The following is a 22,682-nucleotide window of genomic DNA, read 5'->3' on the forward strand; positions in this document are numbered from 1 at the left end:
CGGTGATGAGCGCGATTTACCTGATCATCATCGGCGCGGCGGCAGGGTTTCTGGCGACGCGGCTGATGCGGATGGAAACCGATATCGTCACCACCATCGCAATCGGCATCGCCGGGGCGTTGATCGGCGGGCTGGTGTTGCAGGTGATCCTGACGGTCGCCGGGCTGCTGGGCGGGCTGATCGGCGCGGTGCTGGGTGCCTTGCTGCTGATCTGGGCCTACCGGACCTATATCGCGCGCAGGAAATAGATCACAGCGAGGCCGCAGCGCGGCTGGCCTGATCGTATTGCCCCGACAGCCCGCGCAGCACGCGGGCGAGCTGGCGCAGGTCTTCGCCCGAAAGGTCGCCGCCCGACATCCCTTCGAGCAGGCATTGGCGGCGCACGTCGCGATAGGCCTGGCACAGCGCGGCGCCATCGGGCGAGGTGCGATAGAACACTTCCTTGCCGCGTTTCTCGGTTTCGATCAGCCCGGCCTTGACCAGTTTGCGCAGCGCATAATTGACGGTGTGGGTGTCCTCGATATTGAGCAGGAAGCAGATATCCGAAAGCCGCTTGTCGCGGTTGCGGTGGTTGGTGTTGTGCAGGATCAGGATTTCCAGCGGGCTGAGATCGGAATGGCCGGACGCCGCCATGCAGCGCGTCATCCAGCGCGAAAAGGCGTTGAAGGCGATGATCAGGCCGAATTCGAGTTCCGACAATTCCCAGCCCTCGCCATCGGCAAGGTGGCGTGAGGAGACGATTCGCCGCCTGTCGGGTGTCTGTTCGCTCATGCGCTGCCCTTTCCTTGGCCGGTGAGGGAAAACGCCCGCGTCTTCCCGCTAAGTCCCCCGGATGCCTTGAACCTTTGGAGAATGTCCAGAGCCCGGTCATATGCGTTGATAGTGGTAAAATGACATAACGTTGACAAATTATCAACGTTATGCCTTCATGAGGCAATGATAATCTCTGACAGGGAGTTTCGAGATGCATATGACACGCTACTTCACCGGCGCCGTTGCGGCGCTTGCTGGGCTGGCCATGCAGGTTCAGGCCGACACCTGGGACATGCCGACGCCCTACCCGGACGCCACCTTTCACACGGTGAATGTCCATGAATTCGCCAAGGATGTCAGCGAGGCCACCGACGGCGCGCTGGAAATCAAGGTGCATTCCGCCGGGTCGCTGTTCAAGCACCCCGAGATCAGCAAGGCCGTGCGCAGCGGGCAGGTGCCTGCGGGCGAGTTCTTCCTTTCGCTGCTGGCCAATGACAACCCGGTTTTCGGCGCGGATTCGCTGCCGTTCCTGGCGACCAGCTATGACCAGGCCGCGCGTCTCTGGGCGGCGCAGAAAGATGTGATCTCGGATCTGCTGGATGAACAGGGCATGATGGTTCTTTATGCCGTGCCGTGGCCGCCGCAGGGGCTTTACACGACCAAGGAGATCACTTCGGTCGATGATCTGTCGGGGCTGAAGTTCCGCACATACAATGCCACGCTGGAAGAGTTCGCGAACCTTGCGGGCGCGGCACCGACGCAGGTCGAGGTGCCGGATATTCCCCAGGCGTTCAGCACCGGGCGGGTCGAGGCGATGATCACCTCGCCCTCGACGGGCGCGAATTCCAAGGCCTGGGATTTCCTGTCGCACTACACTGACATCCAGGCGTGGATTCCGAAAAACATCATCGTCGTGAACAAGCGCGCGTTCCAGCGGCTTGACGAGGGCGTTCAGGACGCCGTGCTGGCGGCTGCCGCGCAGGCCGAGACCCGCGGCTGGGAGATGAGCCAGGCCGAGACCGATGAGAAGGTCGCGATCCTCGAAGAGAACGGCATCACCGTGATCGAGCCCAGCGACGAGTTGATGGACGGCTTGCGCGATATCGGTGCGCAGATGCTGGAGAACTGGAAAGCCGAAGCCGGCGATGCGGGCGCAGCACTTCTGGACGCTTATCAGCAGTAAGCCATGACAAAACCGGCCCGGACGCGGCGACGTGTCCGGGCCGATCCAGGGGAGGAAGGATGCCATGCGGCCTGTTCTGACGTCGATCTATCGGTTTGCGGGCGGGCTTGCGGCCTGTTTCATCGTGGCCATCGTGGTGCTGGTCTTCGCGCAGGTCTGCCTGAACCTTGCCGACAAGATCGCCGCCGCGCTGACCGGCAAGGGGATTGGCCTGACGATCCCGTCCTATGCGGATTTCACGGGTTTCTTCCTGGCCGCGTCGGCCTTTCTGGCGCTGGCCCATACGCTGCGCGAGGGAGGCCATATCCGGGTCACGCTGGTCGTGATGCGCCTGCCGGAACGGGCGCGCCACATGGCCGAGATCCTGGTCACGTCCATCGCGCTGGCAATGAGCGCATTCGCGACGCTCTTCATGGTCCTGCTGGTGTGGGAATCGTATGAATTCGGCGATCGCAGCTCCGGGATGGTGTCGGTCCCGCTGTGGCTGGTGCAGTCGCCGGTGGCGCTGGGTCTTGCGATCCTGACGCTGGCGCTGGCGGACGAGATTTACGGCCTCTTGCGCGGTTCCCGGCCCTCCTGGGCGGGGAAGGGCGAAAACCTTCTCAACGAATAGGAAACGGATATGTCCATCGCCCTGCTTTCCGTCATTCTGCTGGTGCTGCTCTTCGCCTTTCTGGGGTCGGGGCTTTGGGTCGCGTTCTCGCTTCTGGGGGTGGGGATCGCGGCGATGGCGCTGTTCACCGAGGCGCCGCTGGGCCTTGTCATGGCGACCACGCTTTGGGGGCACGGCAATTCATGGGCGCTGGCGGCGCTGCCGCTGTTCATCTGGATGGGCGAGATCCTGTTTCGCTCGCGCCTTTCGGAGGACATGTTCGCGGGGCTGTCGCCCTGGATGAACCGGCTGCCGGGGCAGTTGCTGCATGTGAATGTCTTTGCCTGCGGGATCTTCGCGGCGGTGTCGGGCTCGTCGGCGGCGACGGCGGCGACCATCGGCAAGCTGTCGATCCCGGAGCTGACGCAGCGGGGTTATCCCGAGAAGATGGTGATCGGCACGCTGGCGGGATCGGCGACGCTGGGCCTGCTCATTCCGCCCTCGATCATCCTGATCGTCTATGGCGTCGCGACCGAGCAATCCATCGCGCGGCTGTTCGTGGCGGGTGTGTTGCCGGGCGTGTTGCTGGTGTCGCTCTTCGTGGGTTATGTCGCGCTTTGGGCGCTGGTGAACCGCAAGAGCCTGCCCGACGAGGCGCTGCATGTGCCGTTTGGCGAAAAGTTGCGCCGCTCGCGCCGTCTGTTGCCGGTGATCGCGCTCATTGCCGGGGTGATCGGCTCGATCTACACGGGGCTCGCCTCGCCCACGGATGCGGCGGCCGTGGGCGTGGTGCTGGCGCTGGTCCTGTCCTGGAGCACGGGGACGCTGAACCGCAAGAGCTTTGTCGAGGGGCTGATGGGCGCGACGGTGACCTCCTGCATGATCGCCTTCATCCTGGCTGGCGCGTCGTTCCTGACGGTGGCGATGGGCTTTACCGGCATCCCGCGCGTCCTGGCCGAATGGATCGGGGGAATGGAGCTTTCGACCTATACGCTGCTGGCGGCGCTGACCGTGTTCTTCGTGGTGATGGGCTGTTTCCTTGACGGGATTTCGGTGGTGGTGCTGACGGCCTCGGTGGTGATGCCGATGGTGCAGGCGGCGGGGATCGACCCGCTGTGGTTCGGCATCTTCCTGGTGGTCGTGGTCGAGATGTCGCAGATCACGCCGCCGGTGGGGTTCAACCTGTTCGTGCTGCAATCGCTGACCGGGCGCGACATCCTGAGCGTGGCGGTCGCGGCGCTGCCGTTCTTCCTGCTGATGGCGCTGGCGCTGGTGATCATCGTGATGTTCCCCGGTGTCGTGACCTATCTTCCGGGCCGGATGTGACCGGGGCAATGGAACAGGAAACGGCCGAACCCCCGATTATTCGCAGCGTCGGCGTGGATGGGATGCTGGTGTCCTTTGCCGACAGGCTGAGCGAACCCGCCAACCGCGCGGCGCTGGCCTTGAGCGCGGCGCTGGAGCGCGAGGCGTGGGACGGCGTCGAGGAGGTGTCATCGTCGCTGGTGTCGAGCTTTGTGCGGTTCGATCCGCTGTATCTGAGCCACGCGGGCTTGCGCGAAAAACTGGAATTACTGGTCGAAAGCCGCGACTGGCGGGCTGCGGCGCTGCCCGGTGGGCGGCGGCTGTGGCATATTCCGACGGTGTTCGGCACCGAGCTTGCGCCGCAGCTGGGCCAGGCGGCCGAAGCCGCGGGCATGAGCGAGGCCGAGGCGATCGCGTCGCTTTCGGGCGCAAGGGTCAGGGTGCAGGCGATCGGCTTCGCGCCCGGCCAGCCCTATCTGGGCGAGCTGCCCGCGCCTTGGGACATCCCGCGCCAGAGCAACCTGACCAAGCGTATTCCCGAGGGCGCGCTGGCGGTGGCGATCCGCCAGATGGTGTTGTTCTCGGTGAGCACGCCGACCGGCTGGCAGCATGTCGGCCAGACCGCGATCCGGTTGTTTCAGCCTGAGGCCGAGCAGCCCTTTCTGCTGCGCCCCGGCGACGAGGCGCAATTCACGCCCGTGGATGCGGAGACGCTTGAATCCATGCGCCGCGACCCGCATGGCGGGGCCGAGAGCGAGCCGATCCGATGAGCCGCGCGCTGACCATTGGCCGGATCGGGCCGGGCGTGACCCTTCAGGACGAGGGGCGCGCGGGCTATCTGGGGTTCGGGTTGTCGCGCGGCGGGGCGGCGGACCGGCTGGCACTGGCCGAGGGCGCGGCGCTTTTGGGGCAGGGGCGCGATCTGGCGGTGCTGGAGATGGCCGGGATGGGTGGCGACTTCACCGCCGGGGCGGATCTGCGGATCGCCCTGACCGGTGCGCCGATGCAGGCGACACTGGATGGCGCGGCGCTGGCATGGAATGCCAGCCACGCGATGCCGAAGGGTGCGGTGCTGTCGATCGGCGGAGCGCGCATGGGCAGCTATGGCTACCTGCATGTGGGCGGCGGTTTCGATGCGCCCAAGCGGCTGGGCGCGCGCGGCGCGCATCTGGCGGCGGGGCTGGGCGCACCCCTGGAACAGGGCGCACGGCTTGATACCGGCGCGGAGACGGGCGATCAGACAGGCCTGACGCTCGATCCGGGCGAACGGTTCGGGGGTGGCACGATCCGCATGGTCGAGAGCTTTCAGACGGCGCTGTTCCCGCAAGACCAGGTCGAGCGGTTCACCGCAACCGAGTTCCGGCGCGGCGCGCGCGGCAACCGGATGGGCGTGCCATTGGAACAGGAGGGCGCGGGGTTCACCCTTGAAGGCGGGCGCAACGTGCTTTCGGATGTGGTGGTGCCGGGCGACATCCAGATGACCGGTGACGGCACGCCCTATGTGCTGCTGGCCGAGTGCCAGACCACGGGCGGTTATCCGCGGATCGGCACGGTGTTGCCTTGCGACATGCCCCGGCTGGTGCAGGCGGGGCCGGGCGCGCCCTTGCGGTTCGCCTTTGTCACGCTGGATGAAGCGGTGGAACTGGAGCGTGAGGCGGCGCGCCATGTCGAGACTATGGGCAAGCGGCTGAGCCCGCTTCTGCGCGATCCCCAGCGGATGGGGGACCTGTTATCATATGACCTTATCAGCGGCGTGAGCGCCGGAGACACACACAAGCATTGAGGAGAAACCATGGAACCGACCGTCGATCTGAACGCCGATATGGGCGAGAGCTTTGGCCATTGGGTGATGGGCGATGATGCGGCGTTGCTGGATATCGTGACATCGGCCAATATCGCCTGCGGGCTGCATGCGGGCGATTGGGACGTGATGGCGCAGATCATGCGCATGGCGGTGGCGGGCGATGTGGGAATCGGGGCGCATCCCGGCTTTCCCGACATTCAGGGCTTTGGCCGCCGCCGGATGATGCTGCCGCATGAGAGCCTTGGCAATCTTGTGCGCTACCAGGTGGGCGCGGCGCAGGCGATGGCGCGCGCCGCCGGGGGCGAGGTGCGGCATGTGAAGCTGCATGGCGCGCTGTCCAATATGACATCGCAGGACGAAGCCATGGCGCGGGCGTGTTACGAGGCGGCGCTGTCGGTCGCGCCGGATGTGATCATCATGGTTCTGGCGGGGACAAAGCAGCAGGATGCGGTACGCGATCTGGGCTGCCGGGTGGCCTGCGAGATCTTTGCCGACCGGGCCTATAACGACGATGCGACGCTGGTCGATCGCAGCCAGCCGGGCGCGGTGATCCACGATGCCGCCAGGGCCGGGGCGCGCATGGCCGAGATGGTGCGCGAGGGCGCGATCATCACCGAAAGCGGCAAGCGCATTCCGACGCGGATCGACACGATCTGCCTGCATAGTGACACGGCGACGGCGGTCTCCATCGCGACTGAGGTGCGCCGCGCCCTGAAGGAGAGCGGCGTGCGCCTCAAGCGGTTCGAGGGCGTGCCGGTCTGAGGGGCTGCCCCCGGTTTCAGCCGGGTTTGAAAGGCGCCATGCCGGCGCGCGCCAATGCGTCGGCGCGTTCGTTTTCGGGGTGGCCGGCATGGCCCTTGACCCATTCCCATGTCACCTCGTGGCGGGCGCGGGCCGCATCGAGGCGCTGCCAGAGTTCGACATTCTTGACCGGTTTTTTCGCCGCCGTCTTCCAGCCGTTGCGTTTCCAGCCGTGAATCCAGCCGGTGACGCCGTTCTTCACATAGGCGCTGTCGGTGACGATGGTGATCTTGCTGGGCTTCGAGAGGGCCTCGAGCGCGGCGATGGCGGCCAGCAGTTCCATCCGGTTGTTGGTGGTCTCGGCCTCGCCGCCTTGCAGCTCGCGTTCGCGCAGGACGGTGTCGCCCTCGACCGCCTGCAACAGCGCGCCCCAGCCCCCCGGCCCCGGATTGCCCGAACAGGCCCCGTCAGTATAGGCGAAAAGCTCAGCCATCCTGCAAAAGCTCCACATGGCCCGGCAGGGCGGCCAGCAGCGCCAGCAGCAGCCGCACCTTGTAGCTGTTGCCCGAGGCGGGCATGGAATAGAGCGTGAGATCGGTCATGGCTGTCCTGATGCAGGCTGGAGGGGGGGCTGTCAATCGATGCGCGGGATCACGCGCGGGGCGGTGTCAGAGGAACACGCCGATCCCGAGGCATGTCACCACCACGGCCGTCAGCGGCAGGCGCAGCGCCATCCACCATTCGGGTGCGGCGCCATGATACCAGAACAGCCAGTCGAGCCCGAGAATGCCGATGAACCCCACCATCAGCGAGATCCCCGATCCGGTCGGGCCGCCCCCCGTCATGAAGAACGCCCAGAGCGCGGGCAGGACCGCCAGCCCGTAACCGGTCGCCGCCTGCGCGCCCTTGAGCAGCGTCGCAAAGCCCCAGAGCGCCCCCGACATGAAGCTGAGGATCACCGCGCCGTAGAACAGCATGACATAAGGCCCCGCGAAACGCCCGCCGAGGGTCTGGCTGGTCCAGATGCCGAGATCGGGAACAAGCACCGTCAGCGCCCCCCAGACAAAGGGGATAAGCCCGGCGAGGCCAAGCAGCAAAGGGGCGCGGGGAATGGTCGTCATGCGGTTTTCTCCAATGCGAGGCGTGCCGCCAGCGCGCCGAATATCGCCGCAAACCCGCGATTGATCCAGCGCATCGCGCGCGCCGACGACAGCACCCTGTCGCGCATGGCGGCGGCGAAGCTGCCATAGACCGCGAAGACTGCGAATGTCAGCCCCATGAAGACTGCGCCAAGGCCCATCATTTCGGCGGTGGCGGTGGCGGGATTGCCGGAAAGGAACGGCGGCAGCAGGGCCAGGAAGAAGATCGAGAGCTTGGGGTTGAGGATGTTGATCAGCGCACCGCGCCGGGCGATGGCAAGGCCCGGCTCGGCGCGCGCGTCGGGGCGCAGATTGAGCGCGCCGTCGGATCCGAGCGCCTGCCACGCCAGCCAGAGCAGATAGGCCACGCCGGCGAATTTCACGACCTGGAAGAGCAGCGCCGACATGTGCAGCAGCGTTGCCAGCCCCAGCACGGCCGCCAGCAGCGCCGGAACGATCCCGAGCGTGCAGCCAAGCGCCGCCATGAGCGCGGCGCGCCGCCCCTGCCCGAGCCCGATGGCCAGCGTGTAGATCACGCCGGTTCCCGGCGCGATGACCACCACGAGGGCGGTGATGAGAAACTGAAGGCTCATGCGCCCCCCTTTCGTGAGACCGTTCAAGAGGGGCCACAGCCGCGCGGGGCTGTCAAGTCGCCTCAGGCGGTTTCGCGCATCACGCGGGGCACCTTGAATTCGACGTTCTCCTGCGCGGTTTCCACCTGTTCGACGGTCACGTCATAGCGGTCGCGAAAGGCGTCGATCACTTCGTTCACCAGGACTTCGGGGGCGCTGGCCCCGGCGGTAATGCCGATCGAGGCGATACCGTCCAGTGCGCGCCAGTCAATGTCGCCTGCGCGCTGCACGAGCTGCGAATAGCTGCAACCCGCCTTGGCGCCGACTTCGACCAGGCGGCGGGAATTCGACGAGTTGGGCGCGCCCACCACCAGCATCGCATCGGCCCGGGGGGCCATCGCCTTGACGGCCTCCTGACGGTTGGTGGTGGCGTAGCAGATATCTTCCTTGTGAGGGCCTTTGATGGAGGGGAAACGCGCCCGCAGCGCGGTGACGATATCGGCGGTGTCGTCGATCGACAGGGTGGTCTGGGTGACGAAGGCCAGCCGCTCGGGGTTGCGCACATCGAGCGCGGGCACATCTGACGGGGTTTCCACCAGCAGGACCTCGCCTTCGGGCAACTGGCCCATCGTGCCGATGGTCTCGGGATGGCCGGCATGGCCGATCATCACGATCTGAAGGCCGTTCTGATGGTGGCGCTCGGCCTCGATATGGACCTTGGAAACCAGCGGGCAGGTGGCGTCGACATAAAGCATCTGCCGTTTCGCGGCCTGGGCGGGAACCGACTTGGGCACGCCATGGGCGGAAAATATGACCGGACGATCATCGGGGCATTCATCGAGCTCCTCGACGAAGACTGCGCCTTTGGCGCGCAGGTCATCGACGACGAACTTGTTATGGACGATCTCGTGGCGCACATAGACCGGCGCGCCCCATTTCTCGATCGCCAGCTCGACGATCTTGATGGCGCGATCCACGCCCGCGCAAAAGCCGCGCGGCGCTGCAAGGTATAGCGTAAGCGGGGGTTTGATGGTCATGGCGGTCTCCTGTCTGGTCCAGACCTAAGGTCATGGCCGCAGCACGTCCAGAGGCGATCGGGAGAAAGCCGGGGTCACAACGCTGGAAACCCCGCGATGCGGGGCATCGCAGGGCCTGGGCGGTGGCTGTGGCTCTTGGCCGCGCTCAGCTTTCTTCTTCGTAGATGTTCTCGCGGCTGGTCATCGGTTCGCGCGGGGGGCGGCCGATCACGTCCTTGAGATCTTCGAGTTCGATGAAATTGTCGGCTTGGCGGCGCAGGTCGTCCGCGATCATCGGCGGCTGGCTGCGGATGGTCGAGACCACCGACACGCGCACGCCCTGACGTTGCAGACTTTCGACCAGCGGGCGGAAATCGCCATCGCCCGAGAACAGGACGATATGGTCGATCCGCGGTGCGAGTTCCATCGCGTCCACGGTCAGTTCGATATCCATGTTTCCCTTGACCTTTCGCCGACCCTGACTGTCAGTGTATTCCTTGGCGGGTTTGGTCACCATGGAAAAGCCGTTGTAATTCAGCCAATCGACCAGCGGGCGGATCGGTGAATACTCGTCATTCTCCAGCATCGCGGTATAGTAGAAGGCACGCAACAGTTTGCCGCGACGCATGAATTCTGCGCGCAGCAGTTTATAATCGATGTCGAACCCGAGCGCCTTGGCAGCCGCGTAGAGGTTGGAGCCATCGATGAACAGCGCAAGCCGTTCGTCTTTGTAGAACATATACAAAATCCTTCCGGTTTATCCCCTCTGACCCTGCAATTAACAACAAAACTCGGTAGAAACGGGCCAAAGATAGCTGGCAAACCTAGGCGTTATCACGAAATAGGCAATAGTGTTTGCACATCCATAAGGATAGGTCGGGAATGTTTTTTGACAAATTTCACCTCATCGCATTGGGCGGAAACATGCCCTCTGCGCAAGGTGAATCGCATGAAACACTACGTGCGGCGCTGAGTCGCATTACATCTTCGGGTTGTTCTGTCGCGTCGGTCAGCCGGTTCTATCGCACGCCCTGTTTCCCGCCAGGTGCCGGCCCCGATTACGTCAATGCGGCGGCGGTGCTCGCCTATGACGGTGCGCCCGAGGCGTTGTTGGGTCTGTTGCACCGGATCGAGGCCGGTTTCGGGCGCGAAAGGGCGAAGCGCTGGGGGCAGAGGACGCTGGATCTTGACCTGATCGCGTCGGGCGACGCGGTCTTGCCGGATCTTGCCACCTATCAGGCCTGGCGCGATCTTGCGCCGGAGGCGCAGCAAAGCCAGGCCCCGGATCGTCTGATCCTGCCGCATCCGCGGATGCACGAGCGCGCCTTCGTGCTGGTGCCGCTGGCGGACGTGGCGCCGGAGTGGCGCCACCCGGTGCTGGGCCGGACGGTCACGGAAATGCGCGATGCCTTGCCCGCCGAGGCGCTGGCGGAGGTGGTGGCGATCTAGCGGGTGAAGGGGCGCGACGGGACGGGTTGCATTCGGTCAGGTGAGCGATGTAATAGTATAACATAACATCTTTATTCACCGGACCACAGGAGTTCCCAATGTCGCAACCGGACCGCCGCCTGCCAGTCACCGTGCTTTCGGGTTTTCTGGGCGCGGGCAAGACCACGCTGCTCAACAATGTCCTCAACAACCGCGAGGGGCGCCGCGTGGCGGTGATCGTGAATGACATGTCCGAGGTGAATATCGACGCCGACCTCGTGCGCGAAGGCGGTGCCGATCTGAGCCAGACCGAGGAAACGCTGGTCGAAATGACCAATGGCTGCATCTGCTGCACCTTGCGCGACGATCTTTTGCAGGAGGTGCGCCGCCTCTCGGACGAGGGGCGTTTCGACTACCTGCTGATCGAATCAACCGGCATTGCCGAGCCGCTGCCGGTGGCGGCGACCTTCGAGTTTCGCGACGAGGCGGGCGAGAGCCTGTCGGATGTGGCGCGGCTGGATACGATGGTGACGGTGGTCGATGCGGTGAACCTGCTGGAAAACTACGCCAGCCACGATTTCCTGAGCGACCGTGGCGAGGTGGCGGGCGAAGAGGACGACCGCACGCTTGTCGATCTGCTGGTCGATCAGATCGAGTTCGCCGATGTCGTTGTCCTCAACAAGGTGACAGATGCCGGGCAAGAGCGGCTGGATGCTGCGCGCAAGGTGGTGCGCAGCCTGAATGCCGATGCGCGCATCATCGAGACCGACTTCGCCGAGGTCGTGGCCGCTGAGATACTCGATACCGGCCTGTTCGATTTCGACAAGGCGCATGAGCATCCGCTCTGGGCCAAGGAGCTTTACGGTTTTGCCGATCATGTGCCGGAAACCGAGGAATACGGTGTCGCCTCCTTTGTCTATCGCGCGCGGCGTCCGTTCGACCCTGAACGCCTGCACAAGGTGCTGAACGGGCCGCTGCCCGGTGTGATCCGCGCCAAAGGGCATTTCTGGCTGGCGACGCGGCCTGACTGGGTCGCCGAGTTCAGCCTTGCGGGGGCGCTGTCGCGGGTGGCACCGCTGGGCACCTGGTGGGCGACGGTCCCGTCCGACCGCTGGCCCGATCATCCGCAGGCGCGCCAGTATCTTGAACGTCACTGGCAGGAGCCGTTCGGCGACAGGCGCCAGGAGCTGGTTTTTATCGGCACCGGAATGGACCGTGGCGCGATCACCGCCGCGCTGGATTCGGCGCTGACCGGCCCCGGGGATCATTTCGCGCCCGAAACGTTCGCCGGGCTAAGCGATCCGTTTCCGGTCTGGCGGCGGCAAGCGGCGGCCTGAGATGGCGCGCAACTGCCGCACCCGCCTGCCGATGCGCCGCCGCCGCGCGGGCGATCCGATGGCCGAATACGACCGCCTGCCATGCGCGGCGCGCCGCTGGCTGGCGCAGGCGGCGCTGCCATGGTCGGCGCGCTCGGTCAGGCGCATCTGGCAGCGGGCGCTGGAGCGCAGTGGCGGCGACGAGCAAGCCGCGCTGGCCAGCCTCGAGCGGGCCGAGGCGGCGCGCCTGCGGCGCGATGCGATGCACCTTGCCGGGGTGGCGGATCGGGACTGCGCGGGCCTTGGCCTGTAGGCGCGGCGGGACTGATTCTCTGCTTGTAAATCCGGTTGCGAGGTCTTAGATAGGCGGTCTCTTGCAAGACGACTTACGACTTATCCGGAGGTCCCATGGCCCGCGTTACCACTGAAGATTGTGTCGACAAGGTTCCCAACCGATTTGAGCTGGTGATGCTGGCCGCGCATCGCGCACGCGAAGTGGCCGCTGGCGCGCCGATCACCGTCGATCGCGACAACGACAAGAACCCGGTCGTCGCCCTGCGCGAAATCGCCGAAGAGACCCAGTCGGCCGATGAGCTGCGCGAGCGACTGATCGAATCGAACCAGACCCAGATCGAGGTGGACGAGCCCGAAGAGGATTCGATGGCCCTGCTGATGGGTGGTGGCGAGCCGGACAAGCCGGCAGCCGATGACGACATGTCCGAGGAAAAGCTGCTGCGTGCGCTCATGGAAGCGCAGGGCCAGGGCTGAGCCGGACCAGACACCGGAGATGCGGACGGCATGATTGCGGTTGACGACCTTGTCGCGCTGGTCCGCACCTACAACCCCAAAACCGATGAGGCGCTGATCCGCGCGGCCTATGATTACGGTCGCGCGATGCATGACGGGCAGCTGCGCTACTCGGGGGAGCCCTATTTCACCCATCCTGTCGCCGTCGCCGCCATCCTGGCCGAGCAGCGCCTTGACGATGCCACCATTGTCACCGCCCTTCTGCATGACACGATCGAGGACACCCGCGCCTCTTACGACGGCGTGGCCAAGCGGTTCGGCGATGAGATCGCCGATCTGGTGGACGGGGTCACCAAGCTGACCAATCTGCAGCTGTCCAACTCCGAGACCAAGCAGGCGGAGAATTTCCGCAAGCTGTTCATGGCCATGTCCAAGGACCTGCGCGTGATCCTGGTCAAGCTGGCCGACCGGCTGCACAACATGCGCACGATCCGCGCGATGCGCCCGGAGAAACAGGGCCAGAAGGCGCGAGAGACGATGGATATCTTCGCCCCGCTGGCCGGGCGCATGGGGATGCAATGGATGCGCGAAGAGCTGGAGGACCTGGCCTTTCGCGTGCTCAACCCCGATGCGCGGGCCTCGATCATCCGCCGCTTCATCACCTTGCAGCGCGAAACCGGCGACGTGGTCGAGCGCATTACCGGCGACATGTGCCTTGAGCTGGACAAGGCGGGCATCGAGGCCGAAGTGTTCGGGCGCGCCAAGAAGCCCTATTCGATCTGGCGCAAGATGCAGGAAAAGGAGATGGGCTTTTCCCGCCTGTCCGACATTTACGGCTTCCGGGTGATCGCGCAGCGCGAAGAGGATTGCTATGCGGCGCTGGGTGCGATTCACCGCCGCTGGCGCGCGGTTCCGGGGCGGTTCAAGGATTACATCAGCCAGCCGAAATCGAACGGCTACCGCTCGATCCACACCACGGTCTCGGGGCGCGACGGCAAGCGGGTCGAGGTGCAGATCCGCACCCGCCAGATGCATGACGTGGCCGAGGCCGGCGTCGCGGCGCATTGGTCCTATCGCGATGGTGTACGGGTCGGGAATCCCTTTGCGGTGGACCCGGCAAAGTGGATTTCAAGCCTGACCGAACAGTTCGACGCCGAGGAGGATCACGAGGATTTCCTCGAGGCGGTCAAGCTGGAGATGTATGCGGACAAGGTGTTCTGCTTCACCCCCAAGGGCGATGTGGTCAAGCTGCCGCGCGGCGCGACGCCGATTGATTTCGCCTATGCGATCCACACGAGGATCGGCAACGCCACGGTGGGCGCCAAGGTTGACGGCATGCGGGTGCCGCTATGGACGCGGATCAAGAACGGCCAGTCGGTCGAGGTGATCACCGCCGACGGCCAGACCCCGCAGGCGACATGGCTGGACATCGCCACCACCGGCAAGGCGCGCGCCGCGGTGCGCCGCGCCCTGCGCGAGGTGGACCGGGGCCGTTTCATCAAGCTGGGTCGCGAACTGGCGCGCTCGGCCTTTGAACATGTCGGCAAGAAGGCCACCGACAAGGCGCTGGAAAGTGCGGCGCGCACGCTGCGCCTTAAAAGTCGCGAAGAGGTTCTGGCGCGTCTGGGAAGTGCCGAACTGACCGCGCATCAAGTGCTGAACGCGGTCTATCCCGACCTTGTCCCCGATGCGGGGGAGGAGGTGGGCCGCGAGCGCGCGGTGATCGGCCTTTCGCCCGATCAGAGCTTTGAGCGGGCGCGCTGCTGCCAGCCCTTGCCCGGCGAGAGGATCGTCGGCATCACCTATCGCGGGCGGGGCGTGGTGGTGCATGCCATCGACTGCGAATCGCTGTCGGCCTATGACGACCAGCCGCAACGCTGGCTGGACCTGCATTGGCACTCGGGAACCCATCCGGCGGCCTATGACGTGACGCTGGATATCACGATCGGCAACGATGCGGGCGTGCTTGGGCGCATTTGCACATTGATCGGGGAGCAGAAGGCCAATATCTCGGACCTGACCTTCGTGGACCGCAAGCCGGATTTCTTCCGGTTGCTGATTGATGTCGAATTGCGCGATGCGGAACATTTGCATGGTTTGATTTCGGTACTCGATGCGGAAAGCGACGTGGCTTCGGTGGAACGGCTCCGGGATCCGCCCGGAACCGGGGCCACGGCACAGATAGAACCCTAGGAGCCCGACGTGGTCTTCAAGCGCCGTGACAGACGACCGATCTGGCAGGCCGTCGCCGATCTGATCTGGCCGCGCGGCGGCTGGACCCGTGCGTTCCGCTATGTGAAGCACCGCCTGCATCGTCTTCCCGATCCGCCGCATCGCATCGCAAGGGGCATTTTTGCGGGCGTCATGGTGACGTTCTCGCCGCTCTTCGGGCTGCATTTCCTGCTGGCGGCCTCGGTCGCATGGGTCATGCGCGGCAATATCGTTGCGGCGTTGCTGGCGACCTTCGTTGGCAATCCGCTGACCTTTCTGCCGATTGGCGTGGTGTCGTTGCAGCTGGGGCATTTCCTGATGGGCCGGCACGGGGCCATCGGCGACGAGGTGCAGCGTTCGCTGGGCGGCAAGTTCGTGGATGCGGGGCGGGATCTGAAGCATAACATCCTGTCGATCTTCAATGACCAGAGCGCCGACTGGAGCCATCTGACGCTGTTCTATGACGAAGTGTTTCTTCCCTACCTCGTGGGCGGGGTGGTCGCCGGGCTGATCGCCGGGACCATCGCCTATTACCTGACACTGCCGGTGATCCAGGCCTATCAGAACCGCCGCAAGGGGGTGCTTAAGGCCAAGTGGGCCGCGATCCGCGAAAAGGCCGCGCAAAAGGCTGACGCCAAGAAGAAACAGGATTAGGTTGGGCGGCGACTCAGCGTGATCTCAGGAAAGGGCGTCTGGCATGATATCTGACGGCAAGTTGCGGCTCGGGGTGAATATCGATCATGTGGCGACGGTGCGCAACGCGCGCGGCAGCGCCTATCCCGACCCGTTGCGGGCGGCGAAACTGGCCGAGGAGGCCGGCGCCGACGGGATCACCGCGCATCTGCGCGAGGACCGCCGCCATATCAGCGACGTGGATATCGAGCGGCTGGTCGAAGGGCTTGAACGGCCGCTGAATTTCGAGATGGCCGCCACCGGCGAGATGCAGGCGATCGCCCTGCGCCACAAGCCGCATGCGGTTTGCATCGTCCCCGAGAAGCGCGAGGAGCGCACCACCGAGGGTGGGCTGGACGTGGCGGGCGATGACAACCGGCTGGCCGAATTCATAGCGCCGCTCAGCGCGGCAGGGTGCCGGGTGTCGCTGTTCATCGGCCATCAGGCGCGCCAGATCGAGGCGGCGGCACGGATCGGCGCGGCGGTGGTCGAACTGCATACAGGCGCTTATTGCGACTATCATGCCGATGGCGAGACCGAGAAGCGCGACGCCGAGCTGGAGGCGCTCAGGGCGGGTGCGAAGCTGGCGCATGGTCTGGGGCTTGAGGTGCATGCCGGGCACGGGCTGACCTATGACACCGTGACGCCGATCGCCGCCATTCCCGAGTTGGTCGAGCTCAACATCGGGCATTTCCTTATTGCCGAGGCGATCTTTGACGGGCTTGCCCCGGCGATCAAGCGGATGCGTGCGCTGATGGAGGCGGCCCGCGCATGACATGGGCCGAGGCCGGACTGATCCTTGCGGCATGGGCCGTGGCGGCGGGTAGCCCCGGCCCCGCGACGCTGGCGATTTCCGCCACCTCGATGGGTAACGGGCGCGGCGCGGGGCTGGCCTTGGCGCTGGGCGTGACATGCGGTTCGGCGGCCTGGGGCGTGGCGGCGGCACTGGGCATGAGCGCCGTGATGCTGGCCCATGCCTGGGTCTTTGAGGCGGTGCGGCTGGCAGGTGCGGCTTATCTCATCTTTCTCGCGGTCAAGAGCCTGCGCCGCGCGCTGCGCCCCGTGCGCGCAGCGCGCGTGAAGCCCGCGCAGGGGCAGTTGTTTCTGCGGGGCATGCTGTTGCACCTGACCAATCCCAAGGCGATTCTGGCCTGGGGCGCGATCTATGCGCTGGTTCTGCCGGGTGGGGCCGGGGCAGAAACGGGGGCCGGGGCGGCGCATGTCTGGCAATGGTTCGCGATGCTTCTGGGCCTGTCTGTCATGATCTTCATGGGCTATGCGATGCTGTTCTCGATCGGCAAGGTGGCGCGCGGCTATGCCCGCGCGCAGCGGGCGTTCGACACGGTTTTCGCTCTGCTCTTCGGTGCGGCGGGGGTCAAGCTGCTGACCATGAGGCTTCAATGATCCTGGGGATCGGCACGGACCTTGCCAATATCGACCGGATCGCCGCCACGCTGGAGCGTTTCGGCGACCGGTTCCGTAACCGCGTCTTCACCGAGACCGAGCAGCGCAAGGCCGAGCGGCGCCGCGACGTGGCGGGCACCTATGCCAAGCGCTGGGCGGCGAAAGAGGCCTGTTCAAAGGCGCTGGGCACGGGGCTGCGCATGGGCATCGCCTGGAAGGACATGGCGGTCAGCAACCTCGACACCGGCCAGCCGCGCATGCATGTGACCGGCTGGGCCGCCGACCGCCTGCATGAGATGACGCCGCCGGGACATGCCGCGGTCATTCACGTCACCCTGACCGACGACCACCCCTGGGCGCAGGCATTCGTGGTGATCGAGGCGCTGCCGACAGAGGACGAATCGGCACAAGGCGCTGATTAACGGGATAAATCCGCTTCGGTATCGCGTCGGCTTCACGTCGGTATCGCGTCGGTATCCTGCACCGTTCCGGCACGGGTTAACAAAGCGCGCGGCGCGCCCGCGCCCCTAATGTCGCCCCCTACCGGCGCCGTGCCGGACGCGCTTAACTTGACTCCCCGGGCGGCGCGCCGCATGTAGCGCGCGAACCCAAACACCGGAGGGCCTCATGGCCAGCGAAGCCAAAAAACCGAGCACGATCTGGGAGACGGTCAAGACGGTCTTCTGGGCGCTCGTGATCGCGGGGATCTTCCGCACCATTTTCTTCCAGCCATTCTGGATTCCTTCGGGGTCGATGAAGGACACGCTGCTGATCGGCGATTTCCTGTTCGTCAACAAGATGGCCTATGGCTATTCCTATGCCTCCTGCCCGACGATCCGCATTGCGAGCCTGGGTATCGACATCGATGCCAAGGATATCTGCGGATTCCTGGATGGCGACAACACCCGCATCCTGGGCAGCGAACCCGAGCGCGGAGATATCATCGTGTTCCGCCACCCGGTGCAGGGCACCGATTTCATCAAGCGCCTGATCGGCCTGCCCGGGGATACCGTGCAGATGCGCGAGGGGCGGCTTTACCTGAATGGCGAGGCGGTCGAGGTGGAGCCGGCGGGCACCTTCGAGGAGATTTTCGAGCCGCAAGGCCCGGTGCAGATCCGCCCGCGCTGCGAAAACGGCGTGGTGGGCCAGGGCGCGACCTGCACCAAGTCGCGTTTCCGCGAGACCCTGCCCAATGGCGAGTCGCATCATATCCTCAATATCGGTGCGCAGCGCGCGGATGATACCGGCCTCTTTACCGTGCCGGAGGGGCATTATTTCTTCATGGGCGACAACCGCGACAATTCCACCGACTCGCGCTTTCCGCAGGCGGTGGGCGGTGTCGGCTTCGTGCCCTACGAAAACCTGATCGGGCGCGCGGGGCGGGTGATGTTCTCGTCGGCGGGCCGTTCGATGCTGTTCTTCTGGACATGGCGCGGCGACCGCTTTTTCGAGAAGCTGGAATGAAACTATCCGGTGAGCTGAAAGCCTTCGAAGGGCGGCTGGGGCACATGTTTTCCCGGCCTGCTCTTCTGGTGCGGGCGGTGACGCATTCCTCGATGGTGTCGCCGACACGGGACGACAACCAGCGGCTGGAATTCCTGGGCGACAGGGTGCTTGGCCTCGTGATGGCCGAGGCTTTGCTGGAGCGCGACAGGATGGCCGAGGAAGGCCAGCTTGCGCCGCGTTTCAACGCGTTGGTGCGCAAGGAAACCTGCGCCGATGTGGCACGCGAGATCGGGTTGGGTGACGTGCTCAAGCTGGGCCGCTCGGAGATGCTGTCCGGCGGGCGGCGCAAGCAGGCGCTGCTGGGCGATGCGATGGAGGCGGTGATCGCCGCCGTTTACCGCGATGCGGGTTTCGAAGCGGCCAAGGCGCTGGTGCTGCGGCTGTGGGGGCAGCGTATCGACAGCGTCGAGGAAGACGCGCGCGACGCCAAGACCGCGCTTCAGGAATGGGCGCAAGCGCGTGCCCTGCCGCCCCCCGATTACGTTGAAACGGCGCGCACGGGTCCCGATCACGCGCCGCGATTCACCATCGAGGTCCGGCTGGCCATCGGCGAGACCGAAAGCGCGACGGCGGGATCAAAGCGGCAGGCCGAGCAGGCCGCCGCCAAGGCGCTGCTGACCCGGCTCGAGGCGGGCTGAAGGGCCGGGGCGTCACGCCGGTGGCATGCGGCCTTTCTGACGGGCGTTCGCGCGCCACAGTTTGCGGCGAGCATCTGGTGGTTCAAGATGCCTGTAGGCGCCGTCCGAGAATTTGGGCCAGTCCAGCGCGAGGCCGAGCTTGACCAGTTCCGCTGCAAGGTCGCGCCCGTCGGGCAGATGGCAACTGGCCACCACGCGCCCGTAAGACAGCTCGTCGCGGATATGCGCGGTGATGACCTGACCGCGACACAGTCCGACAAGCGCCCATTTCGATTTCTGGCCCCAGGGGTGATCGAGTTCCGGCGCGTCGATCCCGGCGATGCGGATACGCACCTTTCCGATCACGATCGTATCTCCGTCGATCACATGGCATTTGCCCTTGAGAACAGCGTGATCGTGTGACGTGCGCGCGCGCTCGATCACGGTCACCGCTGCGGCCTCGTAATGGACGCGCTGCGGCGGCGGTTTCTGACGCTGGCGTTCGGCAGGGCTGCGCGGCCGGTCGCGCGGCACAGGGGGTTGGCGTGGGGCCGAAAAGAAGGCCCGGATAACAAATCTCAGGATACCCAACGGTCTCTCGTTCTTGCACTCGTCCTGGATGGTTCACACTGGCATCTCCTGCAATCATGGCAAAATTCGGCAGGTTGGAAAGGGTCCATTCGTCGCGGTTTGACCAACCGGGATCTCTGGCCGCGTCGCGCGGGCTGGCCGACGGTTCAAGATGTCTGGTGGTGGCGGGCGGAATAGGTTAGGTCTCTGCCGCTGCAACACAGGATCGTTTCATGACCACGCGCGCCGGTTTCATTGCCCTGATCGGGGAGCCCAATGCGGGCAAGTCCACGCTGCTCAACCGTATGGTGGGCGCGAAGGTCAGTATCGTCACCCACAAGGTGCAGACCACCCGCGCACGCATTCGCGGGGTCGCCATGGAGGGCGAGAGCCAGCTTGTCTTCGTCGATACGCCGGGGCTTTTCCTGCCGCGCCGCAGGCTGGACCGCGCGATGGTGGCGGCCGCCTGGGGCGGGGCCGCGGATGCCGATGTGGTTGTGTTGCTGGTCGAGGCGCATCGCGGGATCACCGAAGGGGTTGAGCGCATCCTTGCGGGGCTTAAGGACATGGGCAAGGGGCGTTGCGTCGCGCTGGCCATCAACAAGATCGACCGGGTGCAATCGGAGGCCTTGCTGGGGCTGACCGAGGCGCTGAATGCGCGGTTCGATTTTGCCCAGACCTTCATGATCTCGGCTGAAAAGGGATACGGTGTCGATGACCTGCGCCGCTGGCTGGCCGAGCAGATGCCCGAGGGGCCGTGGCTTTATCCCGAAGATCAGATCGCCGATCTGCCCCTGCGCATGATCGCCGCCGAGATCACCCGCGAGAAGCTGACGCTGCGCCTGCACCAGGAGCTGCCATATCAGCTGACCGTCGAGACCGAGTCCTGGGAAGAGCGCGAGGACGGGTCGGCACGGATCGACCAGATCATCTATGTGGCGCGCGACGGTCACAAGGGCATCATCCTTGGCAAGAAGGGCGAGACGATCAAGGCCGTCTCGAAGGCCGCGCGCGAAGAGCTGGAAGAGTTCCTCGGGCGCAGGGTGCATCTGTTCTGCCAGATCAAGGTGCGGCCCGGCTGGCTGGAAGAGGCGGCGCGCTATTCAGAGATGGGCCTGGATTTCAAGGACGGCAACGGGTGACACGGCTGACGGCGGAATTCTGGGTGCATGCCTATCTGGCGCGACTGCGGCTCAGCGACATTCCGGCCTTTGTCACCGCCCATGGCGACGACACCGCGGGCGCGGTCCTGGTCAAGCTCAACACGCTTGACGGGCGCGCGCGCGCCTTTCAGCGCTCATTCGACCTGATGAGCGGAGAGCGCCGCTGGGTGGTTCTGGCCGATGGCACCGAGCAGGAGGTGGATGCGGTGATCGCGCGCCAGCGCGGGTTCGACCCGGATCTCTGGGTGCTTGAGGTCGAGGACCGGGCCGGGCGCCACCTGCTGGATGAGGATGGTCTGGCGGACTAGCGGTTCCCCCCCGGGTTGTTGATGCGCGTTAAGGCGGCCCCCATGTCCGGTGTGCGAGCGTGAAACGCATCACCGTTGAAAGGGAGGCAAGCGATGAAACAGCATATTTTCGTGGCGACCGACGGGTCCGACACCGCGATGAGGGCGGTTGACCTGGCCGCCGAGATCGCGGCGAAGTTCGACGTTCCTCTGACAGTGGGGCATGTGCTCCATTTCGGCCGGCCAGCCGAGGAACTGGCCCGCATGGCGGATGTGGAGCACATGGTCGAGCGGGTGGGGAAGACGCCGGGCGTGAATCTGCCCAATCTGCCCGATACCATGCTGAACCTGTTCGCCGAAACGCGGGCCGGAGACGAGTCGATCCGGCTGATCACGCTGGTCGGGGACGACATCCTGCAACGCGGCGCCGACCGGGCGAAGGATCTGGGGGCGAAGACCGTCAAGACCAGCTCGTCGCAGGGTGACACCGCCGATGCGATCCTCGACATGGCGCAGGAGGCCGGGGCCGACATGATCGTGATCGGCCACCGGGGTCTGGGGCGGCTCAAGCGTGCGGTGCTGGGCAGCGTGGCGCAGAAGGTGCTGAACCACGCCGAATGCACCGTGGTTTCGGTGCGCTAGGCGCTCACTCCACCACGAGCACCTTGCGCGCCAGAACCGCCTGGTTCGAGACATCGAGGAAGCGCAGTTCGTAGCTGCCCGGTTCATCGGGCAGGGTAATGCGCAGGGGCGGTTCGCCCTCGATCTTCGTTGCCGAGAGCCAGGTAAAGATCGCCTGATCGGCGCGCGCCAGGGTGATGCGCTGGTCCGCACTGCTTGAATCGACGCTCCAGCCGACTTCGATCATGGACCCGGCCGCGGCGCTGTCGGGCGCCGAGAGGCTGGCGCCCGAACTGAGCGGCGCATCGGCGTCAAGGATCTCGACCGGATGGCGCGCGAGAACCCTGCGCCCCTCGTTGAGCATGTAGCGCAGCTCGTAAAGGCCGGGCTGGTCTGGGGCGGACATGTCACGGCTGCCCGCGTCGGCGACGCGGAAATACTCGGCATGATCGCCGTCCGGCGTGCCCATGGGCACGAGGGTGATGTAATCACGCGGATGCACCGCCCCGCTCCATTCAACGCGCAGCGTATCACCGGCGCGCAGTTCGCCTTGCGCGGAGAGCGTGACCTCGGGGGCGGTGATCTCGATGGGTTGCGCGGCCATCGTGCGCTTGCCCTCGTCGAGCACGTAGCGGATTTCGTACATGCCGGTGTCGGCGGGGGCCTGGAGCCTGCCCTCGGCCTTGTCGCTCACGCGGGTGTAGTCGCCATGGCTGCCCTCGTCCGCGCCCATGGGGACGATGGTGATGTAGTCCCGCCCATGCACCGCGCCGGTCCAGGCGACCGGGATCGTGGACCCGGCGAGGGCGGATTCGGGGCCGCTGACGCTGACCTCGGGTTCTGTGATCTCGATGGGTTGGGCGGCCATGGTGCGCTTGCCCTCATCAAGCACGTAGCGGATTTCGTACATGCCGGTGTCGGCGGGGGCCTGGAGCTTGCCCTCGGCCTTGTCGCTCACGCGGGTGTAGTCGCCATGGCTGCCCTCGTCCGCGCCCATGGGGACGATGGTGATGTAGTCCCGCCCATGCACCGCGC

29 protein-coding genes are annotated in these 22,682 nt (G+C 65.3%); 21 read left to right on the top strand and 8 right to left on the bottom strand.

Annotation, left to right across the window (positions count from 1 at the left end):
* Window positions 1-5: 5 nt before the first annotated feature.
* Window positions 6-248: a GlsB/YeaQ/YmgE family stress response membrane protein gene (locus N5A93_RS13580; protein WP_268955643.1), complete on the top strand. Its 243-nt coding sequence runs from the start codon at window positions 6-8 to the stop codon at window positions 246-248.
* 1 nt (window position 249) lies between these two features.
* Here the strand turns inward: N5A93_RS13580 and N5A93_RS13585 are convergent, their stop codons facing one another.
* Window positions 250-771, bottom strand: a complete 522-nt coding sequence (locus N5A93_RS13585) for a winged helix DNA-binding protein (protein ID WP_268955644.1) — start codon at window positions 769-771, stop codon at window positions 250-252.
* 199 nt (window positions 772-970) lie between these two features.
* Here N5A93_RS13585 and N5A93_RS13590 point away from each other — a divergent pair, with 199 nt between their 5' ends.
* From N5A93_RS13590 to N5A93_RS13615, 6 genes are all read left to right on the top strand, one after another.
* Window positions 971-1,936: a TRAP transporter substrate-binding protein gene (locus tag N5A93_RS13590; protein ID WP_268955673.1), complete on the top strand. Its 966-nt coding sequence runs from the start codon at window positions 971-973 to the stop codon at window positions 1,934-1,936.
* Between the two features lie 64 nt (window positions 1,937-2,000).
* On the top strand, window positions 2,001-2,549 hold the full coding sequence (locus N5A93_RS13595; protein ID WP_268955645.1) for a TRAP transporter small permease: 549 nt from the start codon (window positions 2,001-2,003) through the stop codon (window positions 2,547-2,549).
* A 9-nt stretch (window positions 2,550-2,558) separates the two neighbouring features.
* Window positions 2,559-3,854, top strand: coding sequence for a TRAP transporter large permease (locus N5A93_RS13600; RefSeq protein ID WP_268955646.1), 1,296 nt, complete (start codon window positions 2,559-2,561; stop codon window positions 3,852-3,854).
* Between the two features lie 8 nt (window positions 3,855-3,862).
* Window positions 3,863-4,603 (top strand): 5-oxoprolinase subunit B family protein, encoded by a 741-nt coding sequence (locus tag N5A93_RS13605; protein WP_268955647.1) that lies wholly within the window; start codon window positions 3,863-3,865, stop codon window positions 4,601-4,603.
* The gene (locus N5A93_RS13610) at window positions 4,600-5,616 is read left to right on the top strand and encodes a 5-oxoprolinase subunit C family protein (protein ID WP_268955648.1); all 1,017 of its coding nucleotides are present in this window, start codon (window positions 4,600-4,602) and stop codon (window positions 5,614-5,616) included. Before N5A93_RS13605 ends, N5A93_RS13610 begins: the two co-directional genes overlap by 4 nt.
* A gap of 9 nt (window positions 5,617-5,625) precedes the next feature.
* On the top strand, window positions 5,626-6,399 hold the full coding sequence (locus N5A93_RS13615; RefSeq protein ID WP_268955649.1) for a LamB/YcsF family protein: 774 nt from the start codon (window positions 5,626-5,628) through the stop codon (window positions 6,397-6,399).
* Window positions 6,400-6,415: 16 nt separating this feature from the next.
* Here the strand turns inward: N5A93_RS13615 and rnhA are convergent, their stop codons facing one another.
* The 5 genes from rnhA to N5A93_RS13640 all read right to left on the bottom strand — a co-directional run bounded on the left by rnhA (window position 6,416) and on the right by N5A93_RS13640 (window position 9,844).
* Entirely contained in the window at window positions 6,416-6,871 is a 456-nt protein-coding gene (rnhA, locus tag N5A93_RS13620; RefSeq protein ID WP_268955650.1) for a ribonuclease HI, read from the bottom strand.
* Between the two features lie 175 nt (window positions 6,872-7,046).
* A complete protein-coding gene (locus N5A93_RS13625; protein WP_268955651.1) occupies window positions 7,047-7,499 on the bottom strand; it encodes a DUF3429 domain-containing protein in 453 nt (150 codons plus the stop codon).
* A complete protein-coding gene (locus tag N5A93_RS13630; protein ID WP_268955652.1) occupies window positions 7,496-8,110 on the bottom strand; it encodes a LysE family translocator in 615 nt (204 codons plus the stop codon). The genes N5A93_RS13625 and N5A93_RS13630 overlap by 4 nt, the downstream gene beginning before the upstream one ends.
* A gap of 62 nt (window positions 8,111-8,172) precedes the next feature.
* Window positions 8,173-9,126, bottom strand: coding sequence for a 4-hydroxy-3-methylbut-2-enyl diphosphate reductase (gene ispH / locus N5A93_RS13635; protein WP_268955653.1), 954 nt, complete (start codon window positions 9,124-9,126; stop codon window positions 8,173-8,175).
* Window positions 9,127-9,271: 145 nt separating this feature from the next.
* Window positions 9,272-9,844 (bottom strand): LabA-like NYN domain-containing protein, encoded by a 573-nt coding sequence (locus tag N5A93_RS13640; protein ID WP_268955654.1) that lies wholly within the window; start codon window positions 9,842-9,844, stop codon window positions 9,272-9,274.
* Between the two features lie 143 nt (window positions 9,845-9,987).
* Between N5A93_RS13640 and folK the strand changes: the two genes are divergently transcribed.
* From folK to rnc, 11 genes are all read left to right on the top strand, one after another.
* Window positions 9,988-10,554, top strand: a complete 567-nt coding sequence (folK, locus tag N5A93_RS13645; protein WP_268955655.1) for a 2-amino-4-hydroxy-6-hydroxymethyldihydropteridine diphosphokinase — start codon at window positions 9,988-9,990, stop codon at window positions 10,552-10,554.
* Window positions 10,555-10,652: 98 nt separating this feature from the next.
* The gene (locus N5A93_RS13650; protein WP_268955656.1) at window positions 10,653-11,870 is read left to right on the top strand and encodes a GTP-binding protein; all 1,218 of its coding nucleotides are present in this window, start codon (window positions 10,653-10,655) and stop codon (window positions 11,868-11,870) included.
* A 1-nt stretch (window position 11,871) separates the two neighbouring features.
* Window positions 11,872-12,162, top strand: a complete 291-nt coding sequence (locus tag N5A93_RS13655; protein WP_268955657.1) for a DUF6525 family protein — start codon at window positions 11,872-11,874, stop codon at window positions 12,160-12,162.
* 95 nt (window positions 12,163-12,257) lie between these two features.
* Window positions 12,258-12,617: a DNA-directed RNA polymerase subunit omega gene (gene rpoZ / locus N5A93_RS13660; protein WP_085817103.1), complete on the top strand. Its 360-nt coding sequence runs from the start codon at window positions 12,258-12,260 to the stop codon at window positions 12,615-12,617.
* 30 nt (window positions 12,618-12,647) lie between these two features.
* Entirely contained in the window at window positions 12,648-14,789 is a 2,142-nt protein-coding gene (locus tag N5A93_RS13665; protein WP_268955658.1) for a RelA/SpoT family protein, read from the top strand.
* Between the two features lie 9 nt (window positions 14,790-14,798).
* Window positions 14,799-15,461 (top strand): DUF2062 domain-containing protein, encoded by a 663-nt coding sequence (locus tag N5A93_RS13670; protein WP_268955659.1) that lies wholly within the window; start codon window positions 14,799-14,801, stop codon window positions 15,459-15,461.
* Window positions 15,462-15,504: 43 nt separating this feature from the next.
* Window positions 15,505-16,254 (top strand): pyridoxine 5'-phosphate synthase, encoded by a 750-nt coding sequence (locus N5A93_RS13675; protein ID WP_268955660.1) that lies wholly within the window; start codon window positions 15,505-15,507, stop codon window positions 16,252-16,254.
* Entirely contained in the window at window positions 16,251-16,883 is a 633-nt protein-coding gene (locus tag N5A93_RS13680) for a LysE family translocator (protein WP_268955661.1), read from the top strand. The genes N5A93_RS13675 and N5A93_RS13680 overlap by 4 nt, the downstream gene beginning before the upstream one ends.
* Window positions 16,880-17,305, top strand: a complete 426-nt coding sequence (gene acpS / locus N5A93_RS13685; RefSeq protein ID WP_268955662.1) for a holo-ACP synthase — start codon at window positions 16,880-16,882, stop codon at window positions 17,303-17,305. Before N5A93_RS13680 ends, acpS begins: the two co-directional genes overlap by 4 nt.
* A gap of 205 nt (window positions 17,306-17,510) precedes the next feature.
* Window positions 17,511-18,347 (top strand): signal peptidase I, encoded by an 837-nt coding sequence (lepB, locus tag N5A93_RS13690; RefSeq protein ID WP_268955663.1) that lies wholly within the window; start codon window positions 17,511-17,513, stop codon window positions 18,345-18,347.
* Window positions 18,344-19,027 carry a ribonuclease III gene (rnc, locus tag N5A93_RS13695; RefSeq protein WP_268955664.1) on the top strand — a complete coding sequence of 228 codons (684 nt, stop codon included), beginning with the start codon at window positions 18,344-18,346 and terminating at the stop codon, window positions 19,025-19,027. Before lepB ends, rnc begins: the two co-directional genes overlap by 4 nt.
* Window positions 19,028-19,039: 12 nt before the next feature.
* Here the strand turns inward: rnc and N5A93_RS13700 are convergent, their stop codons facing one another.
* Complete coding sequence (locus tag N5A93_RS13700; RefSeq protein WP_268955665.1) at window positions 19,040-19,597, bottom strand: thermonuclease family protein; 558 nt, start codon at window positions 19,595-19,597, stop codon at window positions 19,040-19,042.
* Between the two features lie 212 nt (window positions 19,598-19,809).
* On the opposite strand from N5A93_RS13700, the gene era reads away from it, so the two are divergent.
* The 3 genes from era to N5A93_RS13715 all read left to right on the top strand — a co-directional run bounded on the left by era (window position 19,810) and on the right by N5A93_RS13715 (window position 21,668).
* Window positions 19,810-20,718, top strand: a complete 909-nt coding sequence (gene era / locus N5A93_RS13705) for a GTPase Era (protein WP_268955666.1) — start codon at window positions 19,810-19,812, stop codon at window positions 20,716-20,718.
* Entirely contained in the window at window positions 20,715-21,047 is a 333-nt protein-coding gene (locus tag N5A93_RS13710) for a DUF1491 family protein (protein WP_268955667.1), read from the top strand. The genes era and N5A93_RS13710 overlap by 4 nt, the downstream gene beginning before the upstream one ends.
* Before the next feature lie 93 nt (window positions 21,048-21,140).
* Window positions 21,141-21,668: a universal stress protein gene (locus tag N5A93_RS13715; RefSeq protein WP_268955668.1), complete on the top strand. Its 528-nt coding sequence runs from the start codon at window positions 21,141-21,143 to the stop codon at window positions 21,666-21,668.
* A gap of 4 nt (window positions 21,669-21,672) precedes the next feature.
* On the opposite strand, the gene N5A93_RS13720 is transcribed toward N5A93_RS13715, so the two are convergent.
* Window positions 21,673-22,682, bottom strand: a 1,010-nt coding sequence (locus N5A93_RS13720; RefSeq protein WP_268955669.1) for a hypothetical protein, incomplete at its 5' end; no start/stop codon positions are given.

Source organism: Roseovarius salincola, from assembly GCF_026891095.1.
Lineage (GTDB): Bacteria > Pseudomonadota > Alphaproteobacteria > Rhodobacterales > Rhodobacteraceae > Roseovarius > Roseovarius salincola.

Coding starts and splice junctions, on each gene's coding strand:
- N5A93_RS13640 (WP_268955654.1), bottom strand. CDS start 9,844: ATGTTCTACAAAGACGAACGGCTTGCGCTGTTCATCGATGGCTCCAAC.
- N5A93_RS13595 (WP_268955645.1), top strand. CDS start 2,001: ATGCGGCCTGTTCTGACGTCGATCTATCGGTTTGCGGGCGGGCTTGCG.
- N5A93_RS13590 (WP_268955673.1), top strand. CDS start 971: ATGACACGCTACTTCACCGGCGCCGTTGCGGCGCTTGCTGGGCTGGCC.
- N5A93_RS13650 (WP_268955656.1), top strand. CDS start 10,653: ATGTCGCAACCGGACCGCCGCCTGCCAGTCACCGTGCTTTCGGGTTTT.
- acpS (WP_268955662.1), top strand. CDS start 16,880: ATGATCCTGGGGATCGGCACGGACCTTGCCAATATCGACCGGATCGCC.
- N5A93_RS13680 (WP_268955661.1), top strand. CDS start 16,251: ATGACATGGGCCGAGGCCGGACTGATCCTTGCGGCATGGGCCGTGGCG.
- N5A93_RS13665 (WP_268955658.1), top strand. CDS start 12,648: ATGATTGCGGTTGACGACCTTGTCGCGCTGGTCCGCACCTACAACCCC.
- rnc (WP_268955664.1), top strand. CDS start 18,344: ATGAAACTATCCGGTGAGCTGAAAGCCTTCGAAGGGCGGCTGGGGCAC.
- N5A93_RS13655 (WP_268955657.1), top strand. CDS start 11,872: ATGGCGCGCAACTGCCGCACCCGCCTGCCGATGCGCCGCCGCCGCGCG.
- N5A93_RS13600 (WP_268955646.1), top strand. CDS start 2,559: ATGTCCATCGCCCTGCTTTCCGTCATTCTGCTGGTGCTGCTCTTCGCC.
- N5A93_RS13625 (WP_268955651.1), bottom strand. CDS start 7,499: ATGACGACCATTCCCCGCGCCCCTTTGCTGCTTGGCCTCGCCGGGCTT.
- rnhA (WP_268955650.1), bottom strand. CDS start 6,871: ATGGCTGAGCTTTTCGCCTATACTGACGGGGCCTGTTCGGGCAATCCG.
- N5A93_RS13715 (WP_268955668.1), top strand. CDS start 21,141: ATGAAACAGCATATTTTCGTGGCGACCGACGGGTCCGACACCGCGATG.
- lepB (WP_268955663.1), top strand. CDS start 17,511: ATGGCCAGCGAAGCCAAAAAACCGAGCACGATCTGGGAGACGGTCAAG.
- N5A93_RS13610 (WP_268955648.1), top strand. CDS start 4,600: ATGAGCCGCGCGCTGACCATTGGCCGGATCGGGCCGGGCGTGACCCTT.
- N5A93_RS13580 (WP_268955643.1), top strand. CDS start 6: ATGAGCGCGATTTACCTGATCATCATCGGCGCGGCGGCAGGGTTTCTG.
- rpoZ (WP_085817103.1), top strand. CDS start 12,258: ATGGCCCGCGTTACCACTGAAGATTGTGTCGACAAGGTTCCCAACCGA.
- N5A93_RS13615 (WP_268955649.1), top strand. CDS start 5,626: ATGGAACCGACCGTCGATCTGAACGCCGATATGGGCGAGAGCTTTGGC.
- folK (WP_268955655.1), top strand. CDS start 9,988: ATGTTTTTTGACAAATTTCACCTCATCGCATTGGGCGGAAACATGCCC.
- era (WP_268955666.1), top strand. CDS start 19,810: ATGACCACGCGCGCCGGTTTCATTGCCCTGATCGGGGAGCCCAATGCG.
- ispH (WP_268955653.1), bottom strand. CDS start 9,126: ATGACCATCAAACCCCCGCTTACGCTATACCTTGCAGCGCCGCGCGGC.
- N5A93_RS13605 (WP_268955647.1), top strand. CDS start 3,863: ATGGAACAGGAAACGGCCGAACCCCCGATTATTCGCAGCGTCGGCGTG.
- N5A93_RS13675 (WP_268955660.1), top strand. CDS start 15,505: ATGATATCTGACGGCAAGTTGCGGCTCGGGGTGAATATCGATCATGTG.
- N5A93_RS13585 (WP_268955644.1), bottom strand. CDS start 771: ATGAGCGAACAGACACCCGACAGGCGGCGAATCGTCTCCTCACGCCAC.
- N5A93_RS13630 (WP_268955652.1), bottom strand. CDS start 8,110: ATGAGCCTTCAGTTTCTCATCACCGCCCTCGTGGTGGTCATCGCGCCG.